Genomic DNA, 24,792 nt, shown 5'->3' with positions numbered 1-24,792 from the left:
GGTGAGAAGCCTAACCGCCTGTCGCGAGGATGGTGCTTTCCAGCGCGGGTGTCTGATGGATGGCGCTGTAGGCGGCGACAGGCCATCGCGTAACCGAGCCTTGATCCAGCGACGAAAGCTGCGCGCTTCGCCACGATAGCCGAGCCCGCACACCTCGCGATAGAACTGAGTGGCATTGCGACAGCCTTTCTCCCAGCGCGAAACGAGATATGTTTCGAAGGCGTTCGCGGGGTGACGCGATGCGCGTTCCGTATGCATCCGGTGAAGCTTGCTCTACCCACCAGTGGTCGCGTGCGTGATTCCGCCTGCCGCGTGCCCGTTGCCTGGCTGGAATCACCCATGATTCATTCTCCGGCACCTTCGGAAGGTGAGGTGCCGGGATGGAACATAGCGGCGTGGAAAAGGAAACGGTCGATTCCAATTTGGGTGACGCGCGGCTGAACCGACGACTTGAAGCGATCCTTGCCCTTGCTCCCGGTTCCTTATTTCCACGTCGTCGTTTAATCGCACCTCATGAGTCAAGCCCTCAAGGCATAGGTGGTCGTTGCGTGGCTGAGGCCCGCCATCATATTTAAGCGAATGCTCAAGATTTCGGCGAGAGTATGCCGGGTGCAGGGTCGTTTGCGCGGTCGAGACATGTCGCCGCAGGATGGAAATTCGCGGGCCGGGATCTTCCAATGAGTTCACCGCAATCTGCTCGCGAGGAGCAATTGCAAGACGTGAAACGGAATGATCCTGTCCACGCCCCGGCAGGGACGTCTCGCGCGCCAAACTGACGACGCGATCTCGAGCAGGATAAAGGCTGTTTCCTTTTCAGTTCGATCAGGCAGCTACTACCGGTGACCGATCGAAAAGTTCGCCAGACTTCAGCATGGTATGCATTATGACCGACAGCTTGGGGGCCACCGCAGTCGCGGCGCGCTTGAAGCCGATCTTCTCCCTGAGCTTTAGGCCCCAGCGGCGTAATTCGCTGTCGGCATGTGCGCGTGTGAGAATCACGGTCGCCGCTTCGTAAAGCAGGCTGCGCAGATGGCTGTCACCACGCCGTGAGATATGCTCAGCGTTGGAAGATCGAACTCTTCCACAAGATACTCAAATCTGGCTGCCGAGCCGAGGATGCGCGGCTGCGGACCGCCGAACGCCTCGCCAATCTGATCGCCATATTCTGCATTCTGTCATGGCGCATGTTTTGGATGACCATGATCAATCGCGCCGCTCCTGACGCATCGCCTCGGCTGGTCCTGACCGATGTCGAAATTACCCTGATCGACCGCCTCGCAGCTTCCCGAAAGAATGAACCGCCAGGCAGAACCCTTTCCGACTATCTAATCCAAATCGCCCGGCTCGGAGGCCATCTTGCGCGAGCTCATGATCCGCCGCCTGGCAACATCGTCATCTGGAGAGGATGGTCTCGCCTGATGGACATCAAAATCGGTGCTAACGTCAGCCGCAACACTTGTGGGTAATTGAAAGCGTCAGACCTCGCTTACACAGGAATCTGCACTGGAGAGTCATCATGAACACACGATCGAAATGGCCTTTTCCAAACTCAAGGCTATCCTGCGTAAGGCTGCCGCACGAACTGTTGCCGACCTGTGGGATGCGATCCGCGACGCCCTGCCACGCTTCACCCCAATGGAATGCGCCAACTACTTCTCTGCCGCCGGGTATGAACCAGAATGATCGGATTTTGCTCTAGCTGATAGACGAAGTCGGAAAGAACTGGGACAAGGGCCCTCCGCAATAATGTTGGCGACCGCAAAGGGCGGCAGGAACGCAAACCAGCGCCACGCGCAGCCAGTTCGATCAGCGGAGCGATCGTGCTCGCAGTCATCGTCTTTGGCAGTCCTGCAGGCAGGACATGCACCGCTCAGTCGTGAATCCTCACGTGCCGAGACAACAACAGATTCGACTACTCTATCTCCATACGAAGCCCAGCGATAAAGATGTTGGCAGCCATCATGGCGATCTCGGAACCCGATATAGGGCCGCTCTGATTGAGCCAGGTATGCGTAAAGTTGAGCATTCCAAAAAACATCATCGTCAACGCCCGACGATGAGGCTTGTCGTTCGCGAGATCAGGCCGCGCCTCCAGGAGCAGCCTGTCCATGATATCGAGAAGCTGGCGCTGATGTTCGACAATCATGCTGCGGCGCTCATCGGGTAAGTTGCCAAGCTCATTCAGGAGCACTTTCTGGTTCGGCTCCGCGCCGGCGTAGAGGTTCATCAAGGCAACAGCGATGGCTCGGATCCGATCCTCTGCCGACGCGGGTCCCGCTTCGATTTCCCGTGCCGCCTTCACCAAGCTCTGGACGTGCGAATCCATGACATCGAACAGAATGTCTTCTTTCGATGGGTAATAATGATAGATAAGTGACTTGGATGTCTTGCAGGCAGCAGCAATCTCCGACACCGATGCTCCGAGAAAGCCACGGCGCGCGTACAGCCTGGCGGCCGTCGCCATAATTGCTTCGCGCCGCTTTTCGAAATCTGCTGCCTGCGTCCGTGCCATCGCGTGAGTGCATCCCTGTGAAAACAAATGCAGCGTTAGGCGATTACAACCGGCAGTTCCATGGACATGGTGCTGTCGATGGAGCCATCAGCTTTCCGGCGTGACCGCCAGCAAGGTGAATTTGCCCTTGGCGAAGCTCATCGCATCCTTGCCGGCAGCGCGATTTTCGGGCGATGCCATGGCCAGATCGAATGCCGCCTTGTCGGCGAAATGCAGCTCCGTGATGATGAAATATGGTGAAGCCCCGCTTATCAAATTTGCATCCACCCGATTGACCACGGCCCTTTCAAGCCCTGGGATCGTGCGTGCCAGTGGCATGTGAACATCATTATAGCGCGTCAGAAATGCATCTTCATCGTCGGGCTGTGCGTAGAGGATCAGCAATTTGGTCGACATGAGCAGTCCCTTCAATTGGCGTTCATTGTGAGGAGTTCGTAAGTCGCGACTGGCTCATCGTCCTGGTTCGTCACGAGCGCATCCCAGCGGACTTCACCATATTCCTCGTTGCGCCGACTCTTTGCCTTTGCTGTCAGTTGGACGGCTATGGTATCGCCCGGAGAAACGGGCTTGATGAACCGCAAGGTGTCGAGCCCGGTGTTGGCGAGCACGGGACCCGGTGCGGGGTCGACGAATAGCCCCGCCGCGAACGACAGGATCAGATATCCATGCGCGACACGCCCCGGGAAGAACGGGTTTGCGGCCGCCGCCTCCTCGTCCATGTGCGCATAGAAGGTGTCCCCGGTGAACTCCGCGAAATGCTCGATATCTTCGAGCGTGATCGTTCGCGACTTGGTCGTGATCGACTTCCCGATCTCGAGGGAATTGAAGCCTAGGCGGAAGGGATGCGGCGCATCGCTCTCGCGCGCTGTGCCGCTAATCCACCGGTGACCGATCGCCGACAGCATCCGCGGACTGCCCTGGAGCGCGGTGCGCTGCATATAATGATGCACGCCGCGGATCCCGCCCATCTCCTCGCCACCACCGGCGCGGCCTGGGCCGCCATGGACAAGCCCAGGCAAAGGCGAACCATGCCCAGTGGATTCCCGGGCACAGTCACGGTCTGCGATCAGCACGCGGCCGTGATAGGCACCTGCGCCCATTACGACGGCGCTCGCGACTTCGGTGTCGTAGGTGAACAGCGACATCACGAGCGAGCCCTGTCCGCGGTTGCAGAGGCGGATCGCGTCTTCGAGGTCGGCATAAGGCATGAGCGTTGACACGGGGCCGAACGCCTCCCTGTCATGGACGATCGACGCATCCCACGGCGCGTCGCAACGCAGCAGGACCGGAGACATGAACGCGCCGCCCTCGACCGGGGATGTATTCGGATCGCCAAATACGATGCGCGCTTCCGTGGCGAGCTCCGCAATGGCCGCGCGGACGTCGCGCAGTTGGCGCTCGCTTGCGAGCGAACCCATCGTAGTCCCCTCGACGGCCGGATCACCGACAACCACCTTCGCCAAGCGGGCTGAGATGGCGTGTTCGACGTCGTCGATCAGCGCGGCCGGGACGAAAGTACGCCGGATAGCCGTACACTTCTGACCGGCCTTCGTGGTCATTTCGCGGACCACTTCCTTGACGAATATCTCGAACTCGGGCGTCTCCGTGGTGCAATCCGGACCCAGAACGGTTGCGTTAAGACTGTCGCGTTCCGCGACGAAGCGCACGCTCTCTCGCGCAATGACCGGGTGGTTCTGAAGCTTCTGCGCGGTCGCTGCCGAACCGGTAAAGGACACGACATCCTGGCAGGTCAAATGCTCGAGCAGGTCGCCCACCGAGCCCACGATGAACTGCAGTGCGCCTTCGGGGAGCAAGCCGGTTTCCAACATGATCCGAACGCAAGCCTCGGTCACGTAGGACGTGGACGAGGCTGGTTTGACGATGGCGGGGACGCCGGCGAGAAACGTCGGCCCGAGCTTCTCGAGCATACCCCAGCATGGGAAATTGAAGGCGTTGATGTGGATCGCGACCCCCTGCAGGGAAGTAAAGACGTGCTGGCCGACGAAGGTGCCGCGCTTCGACAGTCCCTCGACCGCGCCATCAAGAAGGATGACGTCGTTGGGGAGTTCGCGCCGCCCCTTGGAGGCATAAGCGAACAACGTACCGGCACCGCCTTCGATGTCGATCCAACTATCGCCGCGTGTTGCACCCGTATGCAGGGAGAGCGCGTAGAGTTCCTCCTTGCGCGCCATGATTGCCTCGGCGAGTCCCTTGAGCATCTTGGCGCGTTCGTGAAACGTCATCGCTCGCAGCGCCGGACCGCCAACGGCCCGGGCGTGGGCCGCCATCGCCGCGAAGTCGATGCCGTGGGAGCCGAGCTCAGCGACAGCTTCACCCGTGACCGCGGAGGCGACAGGTTCCAGATTCTGCGCCGCGCCATACCAGGTGCCCGTCACGTAATTCATCAGTTTCAGGGGTTTCATCACACTCTCCGTTGCTGTTCAGCGGCCGAGAAAGGCCGGCTGGCGTTTGGCGAGGAAAGCAGCCACGCCTTCCTGGTAATCGTGCGTGGCGCCAAGGCGGCGCATTGTGTCGCGCTGGAGATCGAGTTCGGCATCGAGGCTGCTGAGCCAGCTCTCCCGGATCAATTTCTTCGTTGCGGCGAGGCCTGCGGTCGGTGCGCTGGCGAATTGGGAAACCAACGCGTCGGCGGTGGCGGCGAGCGCGTCATCATCGACCGCCTTCCAGATCAAGCCCCACTGCGCGGCGATCTCGGCGCTGATGGGCTCTGCTGTCAGCGCCATCCCGAGCGCACGCGCCTGGCCGACCAGTCGCGGCAGCACCCAGCTTCCGCCGCTGTCGGGGATGAGGCCGATCCTGGCGAATGACTGGATGAACTTCGCCGATTTGGCCGCGATCACGATGTCGCAGGCAAGTGCGAGATTGGCACCGGCGCCGGCGGCCACGCCGTTGACAGCGCATACGACAGGCATGGGCAGTGCGACGAGGCGCCGAACCAGCGGATTATAGAAGCGTTCGACCGATTCGCCGAGATCGACCGGCGCGGAACCCGGTGCCACAGCCCGGTCGGAAAGATCCTGGCCCGCGCAAAATCCCCTTCCGGCGCCCGTCAGCAACAGCGTGCGGACGGTCGGATCGGCCTCGATTTGACCCAGAGCATCGGCCACTTCTCCGTGCATGGCGACGGTAAAACTGTTCAGGCGATCCGGCCTGTTCAGCGTCAGCCGAGCGACCCCGTCCGCAACTTCGAACTTGATGCTTTCATAGGCCACGCTGTCTCTCTCCTTGCGATCTCTTGTCTTGGCTTCTAAGGCAGATCGACCGGACGGTCAATTAATAGAGCGGTGGGTTTATGAAGAAGGATGAGGTTTCTCTCAAGGTCACCCAGGCCCTTCGCCAGGGAGAGGGGCCGACCAAGCTTTTGGACATTGTTCTCGAGGGCGTCGGTCCCGGGTGGGCGCGGGCGTCGATGATCCTCACCGATGTCATGCTCAATGGGCACGGCAATGCTCATGGCGGCATGCTCTTTCTGCTGGCCGACACCACGTTCGCCTACGCGTGCAACAGTCACAATGTGATGACCGTGGCGCAGGCAGCTTCGATTACCTTTTTGGCGCCAGGGGCTGCTGGCGAGACCATCCTCGCAGAAGCCTCAGAGTCGGCAATCGCTGGCCGCAGTGGCGTCTACGACGTTCGTCTTACAAGCGCCGACGGACGCGCTGTCGCGATTTTTCAGGGCATTTCCCGCTCGTTGGGCAGGCCTGCTTTACCAGAACTAGAAGGAGTGACTGACGATGGCTGAAGCGTTTATCTGCGACGCGGTTCGCACCCCGATCGGCCGCTATGGCGGAGCGTTGGCCGACGTACGCGCCGATGACCTCGCCGCGATACCGATTCGGGCGCTCAAGGAGCGCAACCCGCATGTGGATTGGACGCGAGTCGATGATACCGTCCTCGGCTGCGCGAATCAGTCGGGGGAGGACAATCGCGACGTGGCGCGGATGGCAGTTCTCCTTGCTGGGCTCGGCGAGGCCGTGCCTGGGACCACCCTCAATCGCTTGTGCGGCTCCGGCATGGATGCGGTCAGCACCGGCGCTCGGGCGATTAAAGCAGGCGAGGCGCATCTCTTCTTGGCCGGCGGCGTCGAAAGCATGACCCGCGCACCGTTCGTCATGCCGAAAGCCGCGAGCGCCTTCGCCCGCGCCGCCGAGATTTACGACACGACGATCGGGTGGCGGTTCGTCAACAAGACGCTGAAGGCGGAGTTCGGGATCGACTCGATGCCAGAGACGGCTGAGAACGTCGCACAGGATTTCCAGATTTCGCGGGCTGATCAGGATGCGTTCGCCGTGCGCAGTCAGGCGCGCGCGGCTCGCGCACAGCAGGACGGCCGTTTCGACGCGGAGATCGTCCCGGTGACGATACCCCAGCGCAAAGGGGAGCCCATCATCGTGGCGCAGGATGAGCATCCTCGCTCGACGTCGATCGAGGCACTGGCGAAGCTGAAGCCGATTGTACGTCCCGATGGTACGGTCACTGCCGGCAACGCCTCGGGTGTCAACGACGGCGCCGCCGCATTGCTCATCGCCTCGGAAGAGGGTGCGCGGGTCCATGGACTGACCCCTCGCGCCAGGATCGTAGCGACCGCCGTGGTGGGGGTCGCTCCCCGCATCATGGGTTTCGGACCGGCGCCCGCGACGCGCGCTGTGCTGGCGAAAGCTGGCCTAACGCTGGCGGACATCGATCTTATCGAGCTCAATGAGGCGTTTGCGTCGCAGGGTCTCGCCGTGCTGCGCGATCTTGGTCTTCCCGACGACGCAGATTTCATCAATCCCAATGGCGGCGCGATTGCACTCGGGCATCCGCTCGGCATGTCCGGCGCTCGCCTGATCCTCACGGCAACTGAAGAGCTTCATCGGATAGGGAAGCGCTATGCTCTTTGCACGATGTGCATCGGCGTGGGGCAGGGTATCGCCACCATTATCGAACGCGTCTGAAGTCACGCCGCTATATCATTGACCGGTCGGTCGGACAATGATATAGCGGCTGCATCATTAGGAAGGATCGAGCATGTACGTTCAGGAGGTCAAAACCGCGTCTCTCGGCGATCGTCCCGTACCGGTCGTTGTCGAGGATCCCGCGCGTCTCGCCGCGTTCGAAGCCCGCGTTGCTGCCGATGAATTCGTCGAGCCCAAGGACTGGATGCCTGAAGCATACCGCAAGACGCTGATCCGTCAGATCTCGCAGCATGCGCATAGCGAGATCGTCGGCATGCTGCCGGAGGGCAACTGGATCGGTCGTGCGCCGACGCTGCGCCGCAAGGCCATTCTGCTCGCCAAGGTGCAAGATGAGGCCGGGCACGGCCTTTACCTTTATTGTGCGGCAGAGACGCTGGGCGTGTCACGCGACCAGATGACGCAGGCGCTGCTCGCCGGCAAAGCGAAATATTCGACGATCTTCAACTATCCGACGCTCACATGGGCGGACATGGGCACGATCGGCTGGCTGGTTGATGGCGCGGCCATCATGAACCAAGTGCCCCTGCAGCGCACCTCCTACGGCCCATATGCACGCGCCATGGTCAGGGTGTGCAAGGAAGAGAGCTTCCACCAGCGGCAGGGCTATGAAGCCGTCATGGTTCTGGCCGCCGGCACGCCCGAACAGAAGGCGATGGCGCAGGACGCGCTCGATCGCTGGTGGTGGCCCTCGCTAATGATGTTCGGTCCGCCGGACGACCAATCGCCCAACTCCGCGCAGTCGATGCGCTGGCGCATCAAGCGCGACACCAATGACGAACTTCGCCAGAAGTTCGTCGACATCACGGTGCCGCAGGCCGAGGCGCTGGGTCTCAAGATCCCCGATCCGGATCTCCGCTGGAACGAGGAGAAGGGCGGGTATGATTTCGGCACCCCCGACTGGGACGAGTTCTTCGCGGTCGTGAGCGGCGAGGGGCCGATGGCCCACGAGCGCCTGACGGCGCGGCGTGAGGCTTGGGACAACGGCGCATGGGTCCGCGATGCAGCCATGGCCCATGCCGACAAGCGCACCGCCCGCGTCGCTGCCTGAAGTCAGTTCAATCGAGGAAGATGAAGAGATGAGCCGGGAATTGCCGCTCTGGGAAGTGTTCGTCCGAGCCAAAAACGGTCTTTCGCATCGGCACGTCGGCAGCGTTCATGCTGCCGACGCCCGCATGGCCATCGAGGGCGCCCGCGACGTCTATACCCGGCGCCTCGAAGGCGTGAGCCTCTGGGTTGTGCCGTCGGACGCGATCACCGCGTCTGATCCGGGAGAAGCGGCATCGCTCTTTGAGCCTGCCGAGGACAAGGTCTATCGGCACCCGACATTCTATGTCGTGCCCGACAATATCAAGCATATCTGATGTCGGATCAGCACCTGCAGGCGCGCGTCGCCTCCATCATCGCGCTCGGTGATGACGCGTTGGTTTTGGGCCAACGAATCGGCGAATGGTGTGGTCATGCCCCCACGCTTGAACTCGATCTCAGCCTCGCCAATCTCGGGCTTGACCTGATCGGGCAAGCGACCTTGTTCTTGAACTATGCGGGCGAGCTCGAAGGACAGGGCCGCAATGGCGATGCGCTCGCGTTCAGGCGCGACGTCTACGACTTCCGGAACTGTCTGCTGGTAGAACAGCCGAACGGCGATTTCGGCCGCACGATCGTGCGGCAACTGCTGTTCTCCGCATATCAACGGCTGCTCTTCGAGAGTCTGGCAAAGAGCGCGGACAGCCGCCTTGCGGAGATCGCCGCCAAGGCGGTCAAGGAGGTTTCCTACCATGAGCGTCTCGCGGCGGATTGGGTCGTGCGGCTCGGCGACGGGACCGAGGAAAGCCATAATCGGGCGAAGGACGGCCTCGCCTGGAATTGGCGCTTCGTCGATGAGCTGTTCGCGGTTGATCCGGCCGAAGCCGAACTCCTCACGGCTGGCCTGATGGTCGATCGCAACGCTCTGCGCGCGCCATGGGACCGCATTATCGGCACGGTCTTATCCGACGCGACGCTGCAAATCCCGCCGCCGGTCCGCGGTGTGGTCGGCGGCCGTACGGGGCGCCACAGCGAACACCTTGGTCACATGCTGTCGGAGATGCAATTCCTGCAGCGCGCCTATCCTGGCGCAAGCTGGTAACCGCCATGAACGCGATGGTCATCGATCGTGCTGACCGTATCTGGGCAGCGATCGCGGATGTGCCGGATCCTGAGATTCCGGCCATCACGCTTCTCGATCTCGGCGTCGTGCGGGATGTACGGGTCACGTCCGACGGCGCCGGCGAGATACTGATCACGCCGACCTATACCGGATGCCCTGCAACGATCGCGATCCATGCGATGGTGCGTACTGCGCTTGACGATGCGGGCCTTGGCGACGTGCAGATCCGCTCGATCCTGTCGCCGCCCTGGACGACGGACTGGATTTCGGACGAAGGTCGCGCGAAGCTTCGCGCCTACGGTATCGCGCCACCCGAGCGCGGCGATGGTCGCGGATCCCTCAAGGAAGAAGGACCGGCGGTATGCCCGCAGTGCAATTCCTCGAACACCGTTGAGATCAGCCGCTTCGGCTCCACGCCCTGCAAAGCACTCTGGAAGTGCCAGGACTGCAGCGAGCCGTTCGACCGCTTCAAATGCATCTAGGTGATGGATCAAGATGACGAGCAAAACCGAATTCCATGCGCTTCGTGTTGCCGAAGTGAAGCGCGAGACGCTCGACGCGGTCTCGATTCGCTTCGAGGTGCCCGATAGCCTGCGCGACAAGTTCGCGTTCGAGCCGGGTCAATATCTGACCCTGCGAACCGAACTCGACAGCGAAGACGTCCGCCGTAATTACTCGGTATGCTCATCGCCGCTCGACGGCGAACTGCGGGTGGCCGTCAAGATGCTCGCGGGCGGCGCATTTTCCACCTACGCCAACGAGACGCTCCGGGTCGGCGACGAATTGATGGTGTTGCCGGCGTCCGGCCATTTCACGGCGCGGTTCACGAACGCCAGCGCGAGAGCCTACGCGGCATTCGCGGCGGGGTCGGGCATCACGCCCGTCCTTTCGCTGATCAAGACGGCGCTCGCGAGCGAACCGGAGAGCCGGTTCACGCTGTTCTACGGCAACCGGATGAGTGCTCAGGTCCTCTTCCTCGAGGAGCTCGCGGCGCTCAAGAACCGGTTCATGGGTCGGCTCGAGGTCTACCATTTCCTGACGATGGAGGAAGAGGACATCGCCCTCTTCAACGGCCGGCTCGATCGCGCCAAGTGCGATGAAATCCTCGATAGGCTCATCGATCCGGCGTCGGTCGACCTCTTCTTCGCCTGCGGCCCGGAAGGAATGATGGAGGCGGTCGAACAGGCACTTCTGGCACGTGCCGTCCCGGCCGAGAAAATCCTGCTCGAACGCTTCACAAGCGCCGGCTCGGGCGGGAAACTCGACGCGGAGGCGATGGCAAAGGCGCAGGCGGCGGCGGGCCGTCGCATGGGCGTCGTGCTTGACGGTCGCAAGCTGACGATCACTTTCGATTCCGAAAAGGGCAACATCCTGGACAGTGTCCGGGCAGCCGGCGCGGCAGCGCCCTATGCCTGTAAGGGCGGCGTTTGTGCGACGTGCCGCGCTAAGGTCATCTCGGGGTCGGTCGACATGCGGCTCAATTACGGTCTAACCCCCGAAGAGGTGGCGCAGGGTTATGTGCTGACTTGCCAGGCGACTCCGACGACTGACGATGTCGTTGTGAGCTACGACGCATGAGCCGGACCATGAAGACGGTCGCGGTCTGTGGTGCGGGCGCCATGGGATCTGGTATCGCGCAGGTTGCCGCGCAGGCAGGCGCTTCAGTCGTCGTGTATGACACGAACCACGCCGCACTGGAGGCAGGCGGGAAGCGCGTGGCGGATGCGCTGGCGTCGCTGGTTGCCAGGAAGAAGCTCGACGCTGCCGATGCGGCGGCAGTGGCGTCGCGGATTCGCTGGACAGACCGCTTGGAGGATATGTCTGAGGTCGAGCTGACAGTCGAGGCGATCATCGAGCGCGAGGACATCAAGGCCGAGCTGTTCGCCGCGCTGGAAGGGATTGTCGCCGATGATGCGGTCATCGCGACGAACACGTCATCGCTACCGATCTCCCGCCTGGCGGACGGCCTCCGCCGTCCCGAGCGGTTCGTGGGCATGCATTTCTTTAACCCTGCACCGGTCATGAAACTGGTGGAGGTGGTGGCGGGCAGACGTACGTCGACCGATGTGTCAGCCGCCGTAGTCGCCACCGCAAGCGCCTGGGGCAAGGTTGCAGTGCCCGTCGCCGATGTCGCGGGGTTCATCGTCAATCGGGTCGCGCGCCCCTTCTACGCTGAAGCGTTTCTGGCACTCGAGGAGAAGGTCGCCTCGGCCGAGCTGATCGATCATCTTTTCCGCTCGTCGGCTGGCTTCCGGATGGGACCGTTGGAGTTGACCGATCTCATCGGCCAGGATGTGAACTACTCCGTCGCACGCTCGATCTTCGACGCCTATGAAGGCCGGACCCGCTTCACGCCGCAGCGGGGTCAGGCGGCACTGGTCGACGCGGGCCGGCTGGGGCGCAAAACCAAGGGCGGCGTCTATTGCTACGCGGAAAGCGCCGCGCCGGCAGAAGCGCCGGCGCCTACAAAGGTGGCCGATCCGTCCGGCCTGCCCATCGTTCGCGAGGGTCGTGCGGCATTCGCTCGGCTGCTGGACGGCTTGCATGGTCGAGCGCCTCGAGGGCTAGTCGGAGTGGGCGATGCACTGGTCGGGTTCAGCAACGGCAGGAGCGCCGCCAGCGAAGCGGCAAGCGCCGGCCGTGACGTGGCTTTGTTCGACTGGTTCACCGCCGATGCAGGCGCAGCACTTGGATTTTCCGCCTCCAGCGACAGCGCGAGCGCGGCGGCGGTTGCGCTAGCGAACGCGGTTGACCGCACCGTCTTCCGTATTGAGGATCGACCCGGTCTCATCATCCTGCGCACGATCGCTATGCTGGTGAACGCAGCGGCAGACGCGGCGCTGGACGATGTCGCCGACGAGGGCGGTATTGATGCTGCTATGCGGTTCGGCGCCAATTATCCTTTCGGTCTATTTGCGTGGGCACAGGATTTCGGTCGGGACCGTGTCGCGGAGGTTCTCGCCAATATCGCTACGGAAACCGACGATGCCATGTATGAGCCGTCGGTCTATTTGAAGGTCGCTGCGCGATGAGCGCTGAACTGCCCTTGCTGCTATCGGAGACAGCCGCGACCGGCGTGCTGGTCCTGCAACTCAACCGGCCGGATAAGCGCAACGCACTTGCGACGCCGTTGCTCGCGGCCTTAGCTGACGCGCTCGATCACGCCGCACGGGATGACGCCGTGCGCTGCGTGATCGTGACGGGCTCGGACAAGATCTTCGCGGCCGGTGCCGACATTAACGAGATGGTGGAACGACAGGTCGCGGGCGCGCTTTCCGACGTACGCCCCGCCTTCTGGCGCCGGATTCGCGGGTTTCAGAAGCCTTTGGTCGCCGCCGTGGAAGGATGGTGCCTCGGGGCCGGTAATGAACTGCTCATGTGCTGCGATTTGAGCGTGGCGGGCCGCGATGCACGGTTTGGTCAGCCCGAGACCAACCTCGGCATCATGCCCGGCGCGGGCGGAACGGCGACATTGTCGAGGCTCGTCGGTCGGACCGCGGCGATGCGGATGGTGCTGCTCGGCGACCCGATCAGCGCCGACGAAGCGGAGGCACTCGGTCTTGTCGCGTTGGTGGTCGCGACCGGAGCCGCACGATCCGCGGCTGTCGAGATGGCCGAGCGCATTGCAGCGCGGGCGCCGCTGGCGATGCGGCAGGCGAAAGCGTCGATCAACGCGACGTTCGATCTGCCGCATGCGGCCCACCTCGGTTTTGAGCGGCAGGCTTTCTCAGCGCTTTTCGGAAGCGACGACAAGCGGGAAGGGGTTGCCGCTTTCCTCGACAAGCGATCGGCGAACTGGACCGGGTCGTAGATGGTCGATTCGGTTCGTCCGCTGCGCAATGCGGCCAGTCTGATCCTGGTGCGCGGCGAGCCGCTCGAGGTGCTGATGGTCCGCCGCCACGCTAGGGCGTCCTTCGCTTCATCCTACGTTTTCCCTGGTGGCGTCGTTGAGCCGGACGACGCGGACGATGCCTGGCTGCCCCGACTGATCGGTGCCGACACTTTGTCACGCCCCGAGCGCGCCGCGCGCATCGCCGCCTGTCGCGAGACCTTCGAGGAAACTCAAATCCTGGTCGCCGTCGACCCGCAGTCCGGCGTGACGACAGGCCGGCACACCTGGCACGGCATGTCATTCTTCGACGGCCTGAGCGCCAGTGGACTGTATCTCGATCTCAGCAGGCTCATCCCCTTCGTGCACTGGATTATGCCCGACGGCGTGCCCCGCCGCTTCGATACCCGTTTCTACATCACGACCGCGCCGCCCGAGCAGGACGGGGCATCGGACGGCGTAGAAATCACCGACCTGAATTGGACAGAGCCGGCGATTGGGGTCGAGGAAGCACTAACCGGCTCGCGACACCTCTATTTTCCGACGCTTGCAAACCTCGAGCTCCTCTCCTAGACAGCCACTGTTAAAGGCGCGCTGCAAGCGGCTGTCGATCGGCCCGCCGTGACTGTGACGCCCGTCATCGAGGCCAAGGCTGGCGAGAAGTACTTCATCCTGCGCGAAGGCTCGGGCTATCGGCGGACGGCGGCACCGTTTCAGGCGCAATAGGGCTGGCGAGCGCGTTCATGAGGTCGTTTCACGTTGCGCCTGGCCGATCCGCGCGACCAGGAAGTCGATGAAGCTGCGAGCTCTGCGCGACAGAAACCGCGTCTGCGGATAGATATAGCTCACTGGTATCGTCGGCAGATAATGATCCGGCAAAAGAGAGACGATCCGCCCAGAGGCGATGTCTGCCTCCGCGAGCCATCCAGGGACAATTGCGATGCCGCAGCCGTTGCGGGCCAAATCATAGGCTGCCGAGTCGCTGTTGGTGCTGAGGCGGCCATTGATACGGATGGCCTGCCTGCCATTTTCCGATTCGAAATTGAGCGGCGTGTCGTCGGCGCCGTTGGAGCGAATCACATCATGTTTCTCGAGATCGATCGCCTCTTCAGGCTTGGTGTGGACTGACAGATATGTAGGCGAGGCGACGACGACCCATTCGAACACGCGCAGCGTTCGTGTTATCGTCGATCCCTCGCTCGGGCTGGCTGTGACGATCGCCAACTCGAAGCCCTCTGCGACAAGGTCGCGGACGCCGTCGATCAGAACAGCCTCGATCGTCATCATTGGATTCAGTTCGAGGAAATGCGGAAGGAGAGGAACTATCAACGATTGTCCGAGCGAAACAGGGAGCGCCACCCGCAATAACCCAGTCGCTTCGGGTTGCTGACCCCGAACTGCGGCACGGGCGGACTCCAAAGCGTCGAGCATCCGTTGCACATGCTCATAGACCCGGAAGGCCTCGGCCGTCGGGCTGATCCGACGGGTCGTTCGCAGAAAGAGCTGCGCGCCGAAGTCGGACTCAAGGGCGGCAATGTGTTTGCTAACCGTCGATTGGGAAATTCCGAGCTGACGACCAACGGCCGAGAAGCTTCCCAATTCCATCATTCGCGCAAACGCGGCGTAGGCTTCGATACGGTCGGTCATATATTCCACTCGGAATAGATCATAGCTGATCTACGGCATTTACGCCTGACCGCGCGGTCGGTAAATAGGCTGAGAGGATTTAATGGAGAGGATTATCGCATGACCAAGAAAGTCGGAATTGTCGGCGCTGGCACCGCGGGTCTGCAGCTCGGCCTGCACCTGCTCGAAAACGGCATCGAAACTACGATATTCACCGATCGCCGACCTGACGAATATGCGGGCATGCGTCTCCTCAACACTGTCGCGCACCACCATGTGACGATCGCGCGCGAAGACAAGCTGGGTGTCAATCACTGGCCCAACGACGGCTATTATGGCCACTACTACTGGGTCGGCACGCCCGAACCGCTTGAATTTTATGGCTCGCTTGAAAAGCCGAGCCGGGCGATCGATTACCGCATCTATCAGCCCAAGCTGATGGAAGATTTCGCCGCCCGCGGCGGCACGATCGAATTTGGCCTCATCGCGCATGAGGACATCGAGGACATCTCCAACAAGTTCGATCTGCTCGTGGTCTGCACGGGCAAGGGGCCGTTCGGCCAGATGTTCACGCACGATCCGGAATATTCGCCGTTCGATCGTCCGCAGCGGGCGCTGTGCTGCGGCCTGTTCAAGGGCATCGCCGAGCCCGAGACCCGCGCCGTCGTGATGAACTTCGCGCTGGGGCAGGGCGAGATGATCGAGATCCCGACGCTCAGCTTCAATGGCATGTGCACCGCGCTTGTCATGGAGAACCACATCGGCGGCGACCTCGAGATCCTCGCCAAGACGAAGTATGATGATGATCCCAAGGCGTTCATCGCGCTGCTTCTCGAGAAGCTGAAGAAGCATTATCCGGCCTGCGCTGCGCGCATCAACGAAGACGAGTTCGATCTCGCGAACAGCTCGCTCGACATCATGCAGGGTGGTGTTACCCCAACGGTCCGCAACAGCTATGCGCGCCTGCCCAATGGACGGCTGGCGATCGCGCTCGGCGACGTGCAGGCGGTGGTCGATCCGGTGCTGGGTCAGGGCGCCAACATGGCGTCGTACGCGGCGATCATCCTCGGCGAAGAAATCGTGGCCAATCATGTACTCGACGAACGCTTCATCGAAAAGGTCGATGCTCGGCGCCGCGACCGGGTGATGAGCGCGACACGCTGGACGAACTACATGCTGACCAATCTGCCCTCGCTCAAGCCCGAGCTCGTGCAGTTCATCGGCGCACTCAGCCAGAATCCGAAGCTGGCCGACGAGTTCACCGAGAACTTCAACTTCCCTGAGAAGCAGTGGGACTGCTTCTCGAGCGACGAGCGCGTGAATGACTGGATCGGCAGCCGTCTGGCGCCATCGGCCGCCAATGACGAGCAGGCGCTCGCCGCGGCGGAATAACGTCGACGGGCGACCGGTACCGGTCCTTGGACCCCGGTCGCCCGCTCCCTGAACATGGAGGTAAGCATGTCCGTCTCTGACGAAATCTTTAGGCGCGCCTTGTCGAGATTGGCCGCAGGTGTGAGCATTGTCTCGACGGGCTCAACGGGCAATCGCCGGGGCGTGACTGCAACAGCCGTCTGCTCGGTGTCAGCGGGACCTCCAACGATCCTGGCGTGCGTCAACACCGCGACCGGCACGTGCAAGATGATCCAGGAAAAGGGCCTCTTCGCGATCAACCTTCTGGCCGAGCATCACAAGCCCGTTGCCGAAGTCTTCGCCGGCCGAGGAGGTCTCCAGGGCGAGGATCGCTTCGAGCATGGAGACTGGATCGCTGGCGATCTCCACGATCTACCGATCTTGGGAAGCGCGCTGGCAGCCCTCGAATGCCGCGTGGACAATATGGTCGAGGCGGGCACGCACGCCGTTTTCTTCGGCGTCATCGAGAGCGCTTACTTCGCCGAAAACCCGCCGCTCATTTTTCATGACGGCCGCTTCCATGTGCTGCCGATGTCGGCTGCCGCGGCCTGAAAGCATCATCGCAACGGCAAGAAAATAGAACTGAGGAGAGGATTGAATGGCGACTTTGGCGGAAGGTGTGTCGGCGGACCGGGCACGGGAGCCGATCTCGGACGATGCGGCACGCATGGCGCTCCGCAAGATGATGCTCGGCAACGGCATCCTGATGATCTTCGCGGCGCTGGTCGGTGGCCTGGGCCTGTGGATGTTCCTCATCGGCGGCCTGATTCCGATTTTCCCCGGAGTCGACTGGAGCTTCCAGTTGCCCGGAACCGCCGAGGGATGGGCCCGTGCCCACACCGGTCCTGTGATGAACGGTCTCATGGTCATCGCGGTCGCGTTCTGTCTTCCCCTGTTGTCCTTCTCGCCGAAGTGGGCGCGTATCTGGGGCTTGATCGTCGTCCTGGACGGCTGGTCGAACACCGGTTTTTATTTCTTCGGTAATTTCGCGCCGAACCGCGGCCTCAACTTCACCGCCAACAAGTTCGGTGAGGCGAACATCTTCAGCTTCCTCGCGCTGGCACCCGCCTACTTGTTCGGTGTCCTCGTCATGATCGCGCTGTTCGCGATCGGCGTGCAAGCCCTCAAAGAGGCACGTCGCTGAACCCACGCATTCAATTCGACAGACAAGAACGTGCGGTGTGCACGTCGTCAAGGGAGGATAGATCATGAAGGCATATCAGTTTCTGCTCGGCGCCGTTGGATGCGTCGCGCTCGCCGGACCGGCATTCGCGGCCGATGGCGATCCCGCGCCTTTCAAGCGCTGGTTCGTGCGCGCTGGACCCGCCGGCGTCATCTATGACGAAAGCGCAAAAATCAGCCTTGGCGGCCAGGAAGTGCCGGACGCGAGTGTCACCGCCAAGAACAATTTCACTGCCGAGATCGAGGCCGGCTATTACTTCACCCCCAACATCTCAGTGTCGCTGACGGTAGGCGCCCCACCCACCGCGACCTTGAAGGGGACGGGGCCTCTCGCTGGATTGACCCTAGGCAAAGTCACCTACGGTCCGGCCGTAGCGGCAGTTCAGTATCATGTAACGGCGTTTGGACCTGCTTTCCGCCCCTATGTCGGTCTGGGTGTGAATTACACGATCGTCCTCAACAACAAAGACGGCGCTGTCCAGAACCTCAAGGTCAAGAGCCCGGTCGGTGTCACCTTCCAAGGCGGCGCTGAGACGATGATCAACGATCGGATCGGCCTCTTCGTCGACGCGAAGAAGATCATTCTCGATACGACCGCTCGCGGCAATGTCGGGCCGGCGCCCGCCAGCGCCAAGATCGACATAAACCCGCTCATCGTAACTGGCGGGATCAGCTTCCACTTCTGAGGACGGTGATAGCAATGGCACATGCGGTTGCAGGCGACTTCCATAAGCTGGCAATCGGCTGCCCGCGTTGCCACAGGCGAGGCGATCTCACGACGCCCAGCGGCCCTGCTGCGAACGACGACGTCGGCCATCTCGAGTTTCTACCAGCCGAAGGCTTCCGGAAGGTTCAATTGGGAGCAAGGTCGATTTCTGTCGCGCTTTATTGCGTGGCGTGTGGGGTCGCAGCGCAATCGCCCAATCCAATGTAAAAGATATTGACCGACCGGACGGTCAATCATACTTTCTTGATAGTCCGGTTCCGCGACTCATCGGCGTGTCGGTGACGAATTTGAATGGAAGATCGAGCTTGGAAACCTGAGCCGGACGCATTGGCCTCCGAGCAGACGGCTGACCATCTCGACGGCGAGGAGAAGACGGTGGCGACGACTGACACGAACGACGCATTTAGCGGATTTTCCGGTTTGGACCTGCAAGGTACTACGCTGGCCGATTTGCAGCTTCAACGCCTTCGCTCCACCCTTGAGCACGTCTACGCCCACAGCACGCATTACCGAGAAGCATTCGATGCGCTGGGCGTTACCCCGAATGACCTGGTCAGCCTCTCGGACTTGGCGCGCTTCCCGTTCACGACAAAAGCCGACCTGCGAGCTAATTATCCGTTTGGTTTCTTCAGTGTCCCCATGAGTGAAATTGCGCGGATCCATGCCTCGTCGGGAACGACGGGTCAGCCGACGGTGGTTGGTTACACCCGCTCCGACCTTGACCATTGGGCGAACCTTATCAGCCGCTCCCTTCACGTCGCAGGCGGTCGGCCGGGCATGAAGGTTCATATCGCCTATGGCTACGGCCTATTCACCGGCGGCCTTGGTGCGCATTTCGGCGCCGAGACATCAGGATACACCGTCATCCCTATGTCCGGCGGTCAGACCGAGAAGCAAGTGCAGCTCATTCTCGACTTCGAGCCCGACATTATCATGGTGACCCCGAGCTACATGCTCACGATCCTTGACGAATTTCGGCGCAAGGGGATCGATCCGCGGTCAACGTCGCTGAAGATCGGCGTGTTCGGCGCCGAGCCCTGGACGAACGCCATGCGTGCCGAGATCGAGTCCGCTTTCGGCATTAGAGCTGTCGACATTTACGGCCTGTCCGAAGTGATGGGACCGGGGGTGGCGTCCGAATATGCGTCTGACCAGAATGGCCCGACGATTTGGGAAGACCATTTTCTCGCGGAAGTCATCGATCCAGCCACGGGCGAGGTGCTCCCTGATGGCAGCTATGGGGAGTTGGTATTTACCTCGCTGACCAAGCAGGCGATGCCCGTTATCCGATATCGTACCCGCGACCTGACATGCCTGCTGCCGGGAACGAGTTCGCCGTTCCGACGCATCGGCCGGATCACCGGCCGTTCCGACGACATGCTCATCATCCGCGGCGTGAATGTATTCCCAACGCAGATCGAGGAGCAACTGCTGCGCTGCGAAGGGCTGACACCGCATTATCAGATGGAGATAAAGCGTCCGCATCGGATGGACGAAGTCACCATCATGGTGGAAGCGCAAGCCGACCTTCCCCAGGCCGACCACTCCGCAGCAGCCAAGCGGCTTGCCGGCTACATCAAGACGACGATTGGGATCAGCGCGACCGTGCAGCTTTGCGCGCCAGGCTCGGTCGAGCGGTCGTCCGGCAAGGCCGTGCGCGTGCGCGATATGCGTCCCAAGGAAATGGCCGACGCTACGCATTGCTGAACGGCTGTTTCGGTCGATCTCGCGCGCAAGGCGCATAACAGACAATCAGGAGACGACGCATGGCGTATGATGGCCCTTTTACGATCGAGCCGAAGGTATCTGAATTTCTCAGCCTGGACCCGGCCATCTTCATCGATGGCGATCGCGTCGCCAGCGAGGGATCGGCAACCCTTCCGGTTTACGATCCCTCGTCGGGTCGGGTCATCGCCGACGCGGTCGACGCGACGGCAGGTGACGTCGACCGCGCGGTTCGCTCGGCTGACGCAGCGTTCCGCGATGGGCGCTGGCGCCATATGCGCCCCGCAGATCGCGAACGGATTCTCCTCAAATTCGCCGATCTCGTGCTCGAAAAAGGCGAGACCTTCGCTCAGCTCGAAACACTCGAGCAGGGCAAATCGATTGCGATCTCGCGCATGTTCGAGGTCGGCGCTTCTTCCGAATGGATGCGCTACGTCGCGGGGCTCTCGACCAAGATCAGCGGCCGGACATTCGACACTTCGCTCCCGGGAGGGCCGCAACATTGGACCACCTACACGCGACGCGAAGCGATCGGCGTCGTCGCCGGCATTGCGCCTTGGAATTTTCCGATTCTGATCGCGTTGTGGAAGGTAATGCCAGCGCTCGCAACCGGTTGCAGCGTCGTACTCAAGCCTTCGGAAGTCACTCCCCTGACAGCGCTGCTTCTGGCACAGACCGCGATTGAGGCGGGTGTTCCGGCAGGGGTGTTCAACGTCGTCACAGGCGGAGGCGCCGTCGCCGGCGTGGCGTTGACCAACCATCCGCTCATTGCGAAAATTAGTTTCACCGGATCTACGGCGACGGGCAAGGCGATCGGACAGACCGCTATTAGCAATATGACCCGCGTCACGCTCGAGCTCGGGGGCAAGAATCCGGCGATCGTGCTGAAGGACGCCGATCTCGCGACCGTGATTCCGGGTCTTATGGCCGGCGGCTTCCTCAATGGTGGCCAGGTCTGTGCTGCCGCATCCCGGGTGTATGTCGAAGCGCCGCTCTACGACGATCTCGTCGGCGCATTGACGGCAGCGATCAACGGAATGACGGTCGGGGCGGGGCTCGATCCCGCAGCGCAGGTCAATCCGCTCGTCTCCGCTGCGCACCAGGCCAAGGTTCTAAGCTACCTGGACGATGCGAAGGCACAAGGCGCGAACATAGTTTCGGGGGCTGCCGTGCCGGAAGAAGGCTATTTCATTCAGCCGACGCTCGTCCTTGAGCCCGGCGATAATCTGAAGCTGACCCGGGAAGAGGTGTTTGGGCCGGTCTTGGGCATCACCAAGGTAGCTGATGCCGAGGAGGCGGTGGCGCGCGCCAACGACTCTTCGCTCGGCCTGGGCGCGAGCCTTTGGACCCGTGATCTGGGGTCTGCAATGACGCTTATCTCCCGCATTGAGGCAGGTACGGTTTGGGTAAACTCGCACGTTTATATCGACCCCAACATGCCATTCGGAGGGTTCAAACAGTCCGGCATCGGCCGGGATTTTGGGATCGATTGGCTCGACGCCTATACCGAATTGAAATCGGTGTGCATTGCACACTAACAGGCCGTTGAAGAAGTCCATTTTTTGGCGATGAAAGGGATTTCGTCGCCATGACGGTAGCATATTTCGCCGTGAAGTGAACCGTCGTCATTGCGCGGCCGGAAGCTCTTCATAGATGCCCAGGCCTCGATCAGCGTGCCATCGACGCTGAAATGATCACTCGATAGCAATCGACGCACGCGAGGGCGCTCCAGGATCGCGGTTAGAAATCTCGCCGCGATCTCGCCCGCCAGCAACCGGTCACGGTTCTTGGAAAACGTCGAGTGATCCCACGCCACCTACTTCTTCAACAGCCTGCTAAGGCGTGATCAAAGTCCTGTTCAGCTAAAAATAGAATAATTGATATCTATTTTGCGGGAGATCGCGTTCGATCTACGATATTTGACTTTTAGAAACTCTATCCTAATTTTTAGCGTCTGACGTGATGGCGTGGACGGCCCCTGCACCAGCGTAGCTGTGCAATGATGCGGCCGTTGTAGGTCCTGTGTGGACGACCCCTGCGGCGCAAGAGCTTTTGTGCAGCGATGAGCACCGGTCGGGTGCATCCATGTGTTCGGCCTCACATGATGATTCCTCCGTCAACGGTTTTCATATTTGTGATCCGAGGTGAGCTCTCTTCCTGCAGGGCCTGCCTGCTAACCTCACATCCGGCGGGATGATAATCCCAACCACGGTCCCGCATTCGGGACTGGAGAGCTCCAAAGGAACGGCACCACTCTGTGAAGACGGCACCAATGTGCCACGCCGGACAACGGCGACGTTCCCTCGGTCACCGGGCTGCACTACCGTCGCAGTGCTACCCGATCTCGTTAAATCTCATGCGGTGCCCAGCAGTGCAACCCCATCAACGGAATGACTCTGTCCACGCCCCGGCAGGGACGTATCCAAGCGTTCAAGGCGAACGCTATCCTTAAGCTGCCAGAGCTGGTGCTCCGTAAGCGTGGCGAGAATCCAAATCGCCCGGCTCGGAGGCCATCTTGCGCGAGCTCATGATCCGCCGCCTGGCAACATCGTCATCTGGAGAGGATGGTCTCGCCAGATGGACATCAAAATCGGTGCTAACGTCAGCCGCAACACTTGTGGGTAATTGAAAGCGTCAGACCCCGCTTACCTCGAGCGCTTAGCTTGCGATATCGGGATGTCAGCCGCGACTGTGCTTTCCAGGCGATCTCGCGCACTGCTGGCGAGACCTGCTCATGGATGCAGAGTTTTTTCACGCCGATCCGCGGTGGGTGACGATATGTCCAAGCGCTCTCAACGAGCATATGGCGCACGCGGCTGTTACCGGCCTTGGTGATGCCACCTCGCTTTACGGTTGCGCCGGTCGATCGCTCGCTGGGCACCAGGCCGAGATAGCCCATAAGCTGGCGTGGACTTTCGAAACGCGTGATATGGCCCACTTCCGCGGCGAAGGTCACGGCAACGACGAGGTCAACGCCGCGCAACGCCTGCAGAGAGCGGACGAGCCGTTCAAGAGACCAACTCGGCAGGAATTCCTCGATCGCCTTCTCGATACGGCGGATGCGTTCGCCGGCGATACGCACGGCATCGACCATCTCCTGCGGTGCGATCTGATGGGCAGGATGATCGAACGGGAGTGTCAGGATTTCCGTGTGCGGGCGGGCGGTTGATCATCAGGCCGCCATGGCTCTGATGAAACGTTCGCCGAAGATGACGGCAAATTGTGCCTTCGCCATGGTCCACTCACGTGGTGGCATCTTCCACTCTTTCTCCGACCGATTCAAGATGAGATAGAGCAGCTCGGTGGCGGCCTCGTCGCTGGGGAAGTGTCCCCTGGCCCTGACAGCCCGCCTGAGCTTCGAGTTCAAAGCTTCGATCGCGTTCGTGGTGTAGATGATCCGGCGGACCTCGTCGGGGAACGCAAAAAACGGGATCACCTCGCCCCAGGCGCGCCGCCAGCTCTGACCGATGGCGGGATAGCGCTGCCCCCAAGGGCCGGCCTCAAATGCCGTCAGCGCCTTTTCGGCGGCATCCGCGTCGGTGGCACGGTAAATCTCCTTGAGCGCGCTGGCGAGGTTCTTGCGGTCCTTCCAGGAGACGAAGTCCATCGAGTTGCGCAGCAGGTGAACGATGCAGGTCTGGACGATCGCCTCAGGGAACACTGCGGTGATCGCATCGGGAAAGCCCTTCAGGCCGTCAACGACGGCCAGCAGGATGTCTTCGACGCCACGGTTGCGAAGCTCGTTCATCACCCGCAGCCAGAACTTGGCACCCTCGTTCTGCTCGAGCCACAGGCCGAGCACCTCCTTTGCGCCGTCGGCGCGGACGCCCAGCGCAATGTGGATCGCCTTGTTGCGCACCATGCCCTCGTCGCGGATCTTGACCCGGATCGCGTCGAAGAAGACCAGCGGGTAAACCGGATCGAGCGGCCGCTGCTGCCAAGTGGCGACCTCATCGAGCACGGCGTAGGTCACCGTGCTGATCAGATCGGGTGAGACGTCTATGCCGTAAAGGTCGTGCAGATGCCTGGTGATCTCACGGGTGCTCATGCCGCGCGCGTACATCGACACGATCTTGTCGTCGAAGCCAGGAAAGCGGCGTTGATACTTGGCGATCAACTGTGGGTCGAAGCTCGACTGGCGGTCGCGCGGCACGTCGATCGCCAACTTGCCGGTGTCGGTCATCACCGTCTTCCGACCGTAGCCGTTGCGCTGTTACCGGCGCCGTCTTCGCCAGCGAGGTGGTGATCCATCTCCGTATTCAGGGCACGCTCTGTCAGCGCCTTCGTCAGCGAATCGAGCAGACCGCCCTGCTCGAAGGCGGCGCTGGCAGCGCCGCCCGCCAAAAGCTGATCGAGAAGCTCATTCGGTATGGCAGGCTCTTTGCGTCGAGACATAGTGGGACTCCCTTTTTACCCACGGTATCACTGCCGCAGGACGCGATGACACACTTTGCTCGCATCGTCGTCGAGCCGCCCAAAGCGCCAGTGCATTACACCCACCTAACCCGAAGAGATCGAATGGCGGGCCAATCATCGCGACCAGTAGTGCCGCCTTGGCCTACAGAGGTGGCCGGGTTTGTCTGAACAGGGATCGGCAACGGTTAAGTGGATCGTCTGCCGGGTTCCTTGCCTTGCCAATATGGGGCGTCATGCAGG

The 24,792-nt window shown here is 61.5% G+C and carries 22 protein-coding genes and 5 pseudogenes; 18 read left to right on the top strand and 9 right to left on the bottom strand.

What is annotated here, in order from left to right; all coding sequences use genetic code 11:
- Positions 1-822: 822 nt before the first annotated feature.
- Positions 823-1,056 (bottom strand): annotated as a pseudogene (locus tag BMX92_RS25145) (IS110 family transposase); the annotation flags it as partial.
- Between BMX92_RS25145 and BMX92_RS25140 the strand changes: the two are divergent.
- Together BMX92_RS25140 and BMX92_RS27590 are read left to right on the top strand one after the other, a co-directional pair.
- Positions 1,047-1,466 carry a hypothetical protein gene (locus BMX92_RS25140; protein ID WP_177185258.1) on the top strand — a complete coding sequence of 140 codons (420 nt, stop codon included), beginning with the start codon at positions 1,047-1,049 and terminating at the stop codon, positions 1,464-1,466. The pseudogene BMX92_RS25145 and the gene BMX92_RS25140 overlap by 10 nt on opposite strands.
- Before the next feature lie 61 nt (positions 1,467-1,527).
- Positions 1,528-1,683: pseudogene (locus BMX92_RS27590) on the top strand (IS630 family transposase); the annotation flags it as partial.
- Between the two features lie 229 nt (positions 1,684-1,912).
- Here BMX92_RS27590 and BMX92_RS25135 read toward each other — a convergent pair.
- The 4 genes from BMX92_RS25135 to paaG form a co-directional block, all read right to left on the bottom strand.
- Positions 1,913-2,512: a TetR/AcrR family transcriptional regulator gene (locus tag BMX92_RS25135; RefSeq protein WP_093021969.1), complete on the bottom strand. Its 600-nt coding sequence runs from the start codon at positions 2,510-2,512 to the stop codon at positions 1,913-1,915.
- A gap of 87 nt (positions 2,513-2,599) precedes the next feature.
- Positions 2,600-2,908, bottom strand: a complete 309-nt coding sequence (locus tag BMX92_RS25130; RefSeq protein WP_093021966.1) for an EthD family reductase — start codon at positions 2,906-2,908, stop codon at positions 2,600-2,602.
- Positions 2,909-2,919: 11 nt separating this feature from the next.
- Positions 2,920-4,935: a phenylacetic acid degradation bifunctional protein PaaZ gene (gene paaZ, locus BMX92_RS25125; protein ID WP_093021963.1), complete on the bottom strand. Its 2,016-nt coding sequence runs from the start codon at positions 4,933-4,935 to the stop codon at positions 2,920-2,922.
- Positions 4,936-4,953: 18 nt separating this feature from the next.
- The gene (paaG, locus tag BMX92_RS25120) at positions 4,954-5,745 is read right to left on the bottom strand and encodes a 2-(1,2-epoxy-1,2-dihydrophenyl)acetyl-CoA isomerase PaaG (RefSeq protein WP_093021960.1); all 792 of its coding nucleotides are present in this window, start codon (positions 5,743-5,745) and stop codon (positions 4,954-4,956) included.
- 80 nt (positions 5,746-5,825) lie between these two features.
- Between paaG and paaI the strand changes: the two genes are divergently transcribed.
- From paaI to BMX92_RS25070, 10 genes are all read left to right on the top strand, one after another.
- Positions 5,826-6,275, top strand: coding sequence for a hydroxyphenylacetyl-CoA thioesterase PaaI (gene paaI / locus BMX92_RS25115; protein WP_093021957.1), 450 nt, complete (start codon positions 5,826-5,828; stop codon positions 6,273-6,275).
- On the top strand, positions 6,268-7,470 hold the full coding sequence (gene pcaF / locus BMX92_RS25110) for a 3-oxoadipyl-CoA thiolase (protein WP_093021954.1): 1,203 nt from the start codon (positions 6,268-6,270) through the stop codon (positions 7,468-7,470). The genes paaI and pcaF overlap by 8 nt, the downstream gene beginning before the upstream one ends.
- A gap of 73 nt (positions 7,471-7,543) precedes the next feature.
- Complete coding sequence (gene paaA, locus BMX92_RS25105) at positions 7,544-8,539, top strand: 1,2-phenylacetyl-CoA epoxidase subunit PaaA (protein ID WP_093021951.1); 996 nt, start codon at positions 7,544-7,546, stop codon at positions 8,537-8,539.
- Positions 8,540-8,567: 28 nt separating this feature from the next.
- Positions 8,568-8,852 carry a 1,2-phenylacetyl-CoA epoxidase subunit PaaB gene (gene paaB / locus BMX92_RS25100; RefSeq protein ID WP_093021976.1) on the top strand — a complete coding sequence of 95 codons (285 nt, stop codon included), beginning with the start codon at positions 8,568-8,570 and terminating at the stop codon, positions 8,850-8,852.
- Positions 8,852-9,616, top strand: a complete 765-nt coding sequence (gene paaC / locus BMX92_RS25095; protein ID WP_093021948.1) for a 1,2-phenylacetyl-CoA epoxidase subunit PaaC — start codon at positions 8,852-8,854, stop codon at positions 9,614-9,616. The genes paaB and paaC overlap by 1 nt, the downstream gene beginning before the upstream one ends.
- Before the next feature lie 5 nt (positions 9,617-9,621).
- Positions 9,622-10,119 carry a 1,2-phenylacetyl-CoA epoxidase subunit PaaD gene (paaD, locus tag BMX92_RS25090; RefSeq protein ID WP_093021945.1) on the top strand — a complete coding sequence of 166 codons (498 nt, stop codon included), beginning with the start codon at positions 9,622-9,624 and terminating at the stop codon, positions 10,117-10,119.
- Positions 10,120-10,132: 13 nt separating this feature from the next.
- On the top strand, positions 10,133-11,215 hold the full coding sequence (gene paaE / locus BMX92_RS25085) for a 1,2-phenylacetyl-CoA epoxidase subunit PaaE (RefSeq protein ID WP_093021942.1): 1,083 nt from the start codon (positions 10,133-10,135) through the stop codon (positions 11,213-11,215).
- An 8-nt stretch (positions 11,216-11,223) separates the two neighbouring features.
- A complete protein-coding gene (locus BMX92_RS25080) occupies positions 11,224-12,669 on the top strand; it encodes a 3-hydroxyacyl-CoA dehydrogenase NAD-binding domain-containing protein (RefSeq protein WP_256213616.1) in 1,446 nt (481 codons plus the stop codon).
- Positions 12,666-13,448, top strand: coding sequence for an enoyl-CoA hydratase-related protein (locus tag BMX92_RS25075; protein ID WP_093021936.1), 783 nt, complete (start codon positions 12,666-12,668; stop codon positions 13,446-13,448). The genes BMX92_RS25080 and BMX92_RS25075 overlap by 4 nt, the downstream gene beginning before the upstream one ends.
- A complete protein-coding gene (locus BMX92_RS25070; RefSeq protein WP_093021933.1) occupies positions 13,449-14,039 on the top strand; it encodes an NUDIX hydrolase in 591 nt (196 codons plus the stop codon).
- Positions 14,040-14,207: 168 nt separating this feature from the next.
- On the opposite strand, the gene BMX92_RS25065 is transcribed toward BMX92_RS25070, so the two are convergent.
- On the bottom strand, positions 14,208-15,113 hold the full coding sequence (locus BMX92_RS25065) for a LysR family transcriptional regulator (protein ID WP_143066903.1): 906 nt from the start codon (positions 15,111-15,113) through the stop codon (positions 14,208-14,210).
- A 99-nt stretch (positions 15,114-15,212) separates the two neighbouring features.
- On the opposite strand from BMX92_RS25065, the gene styA reads away from it, so the two are divergent.
- From styA to BMX92_RS25035, 6 genes are all read left to right on the top strand, one after another.
- The gene (gene styA / locus BMX92_RS25060; protein ID WP_093021927.1) at positions 15,213-16,484 is read left to right on the top strand and encodes a styrene monooxygenase subunit StyA; all 1,272 of its coding nucleotides are present in this window, start codon (positions 15,213-15,215) and stop codon (positions 16,482-16,484) included.
- A 66-nt stretch (positions 16,485-16,550) separates the two neighbouring features.
- Positions 16,551-17,054, top strand: coding sequence for a flavin reductase family protein (locus tag BMX92_RS25055; protein WP_177185256.1), 504 nt, complete (start codon positions 16,551-16,553; stop codon positions 17,052-17,054).
- A gap of 46 nt (positions 17,055-17,100) precedes the next feature.
- Positions 17,101-17,646 (top strand): styrene-oxide isomerase StyC, encoded by a 546-nt coding sequence (gene styC / locus BMX92_RS25050; RefSeq protein WP_256213615.1) that lies wholly within the window; start codon positions 17,101-17,103, stop codon positions 17,644-17,646.
- Between the two features lie 64 nt (positions 17,647-17,710).
- Positions 17,711-18,370: an OmpW/AlkL family protein gene (locus tag BMX92_RS25045; protein ID WP_093021921.1), complete on the top strand. Its 660-nt coding sequence runs from the start codon at positions 17,711-17,713 to the stop codon at positions 18,368-18,370.
- A 332-nt stretch (positions 18,371-18,702) separates the two neighbouring features.
- The gene (gene paaK, locus BMX92_RS25040) at positions 18,703-20,118 is read left to right on the top strand and encodes a phenylacetate--CoA ligase PaaK (protein ID WP_093021918.1); all 1,416 of its coding nucleotides are present in this window, start codon (positions 18,703-18,705) and stop codon (positions 20,116-20,118) included.
- Between the two features lie 59 nt (positions 20,119-20,177).
- Positions 20,178-21,674, top strand: a complete 1,497-nt coding sequence (locus BMX92_RS25035; protein ID WP_093021915.1) for an aldehyde dehydrogenase family protein — start codon at positions 20,178-20,180, stop codon at positions 21,672-21,674.
- An 86-nt stretch (positions 21,675-21,760) separates the two neighbouring features.
- On the opposite strand, the pseudogene BMX92_RS25030 reads toward BMX92_RS25035, so the two are convergent.
- From BMX92_RS25030 to BMX92_RS25015, 3 pseudogenes are all read right to left on the bottom strand, one after another.
- Positions 21,761-21,946: pseudogene (locus BMX92_RS25030) on the bottom strand (transposase); the annotation flags it as partial.
- A gap of 831 nt (positions 21,947-22,777) precedes the next feature.
- Positions 22,778-23,266: pseudogene (locus tag BMX92_RS25020) on the bottom strand (transposase); the annotation flags it as partial.
- A 42-nt stretch (positions 23,267-23,308) separates the two neighbouring features.
- Positions 23,309-24,531: pseudogene (locus BMX92_RS25015) on the bottom strand (IS256-like element ISSpwi2 family transposase).
- Between the last annotated feature and the right edge of the window lie 261 nt (positions 24,532-24,792).

Source organism: Sphingobium sp. YR768 (genome assembly GCF_900111125.1).
GTDB lineage: Bacteria > Pseudomonadota > Alphaproteobacteria > Sphingomonadales > Sphingomonadaceae > Sphingobium.
The sequence above is the reverse complement of the archived record's forward strand: the minus strand, read 5'-3'. Positions and strand labels throughout refer to the sequence as shown.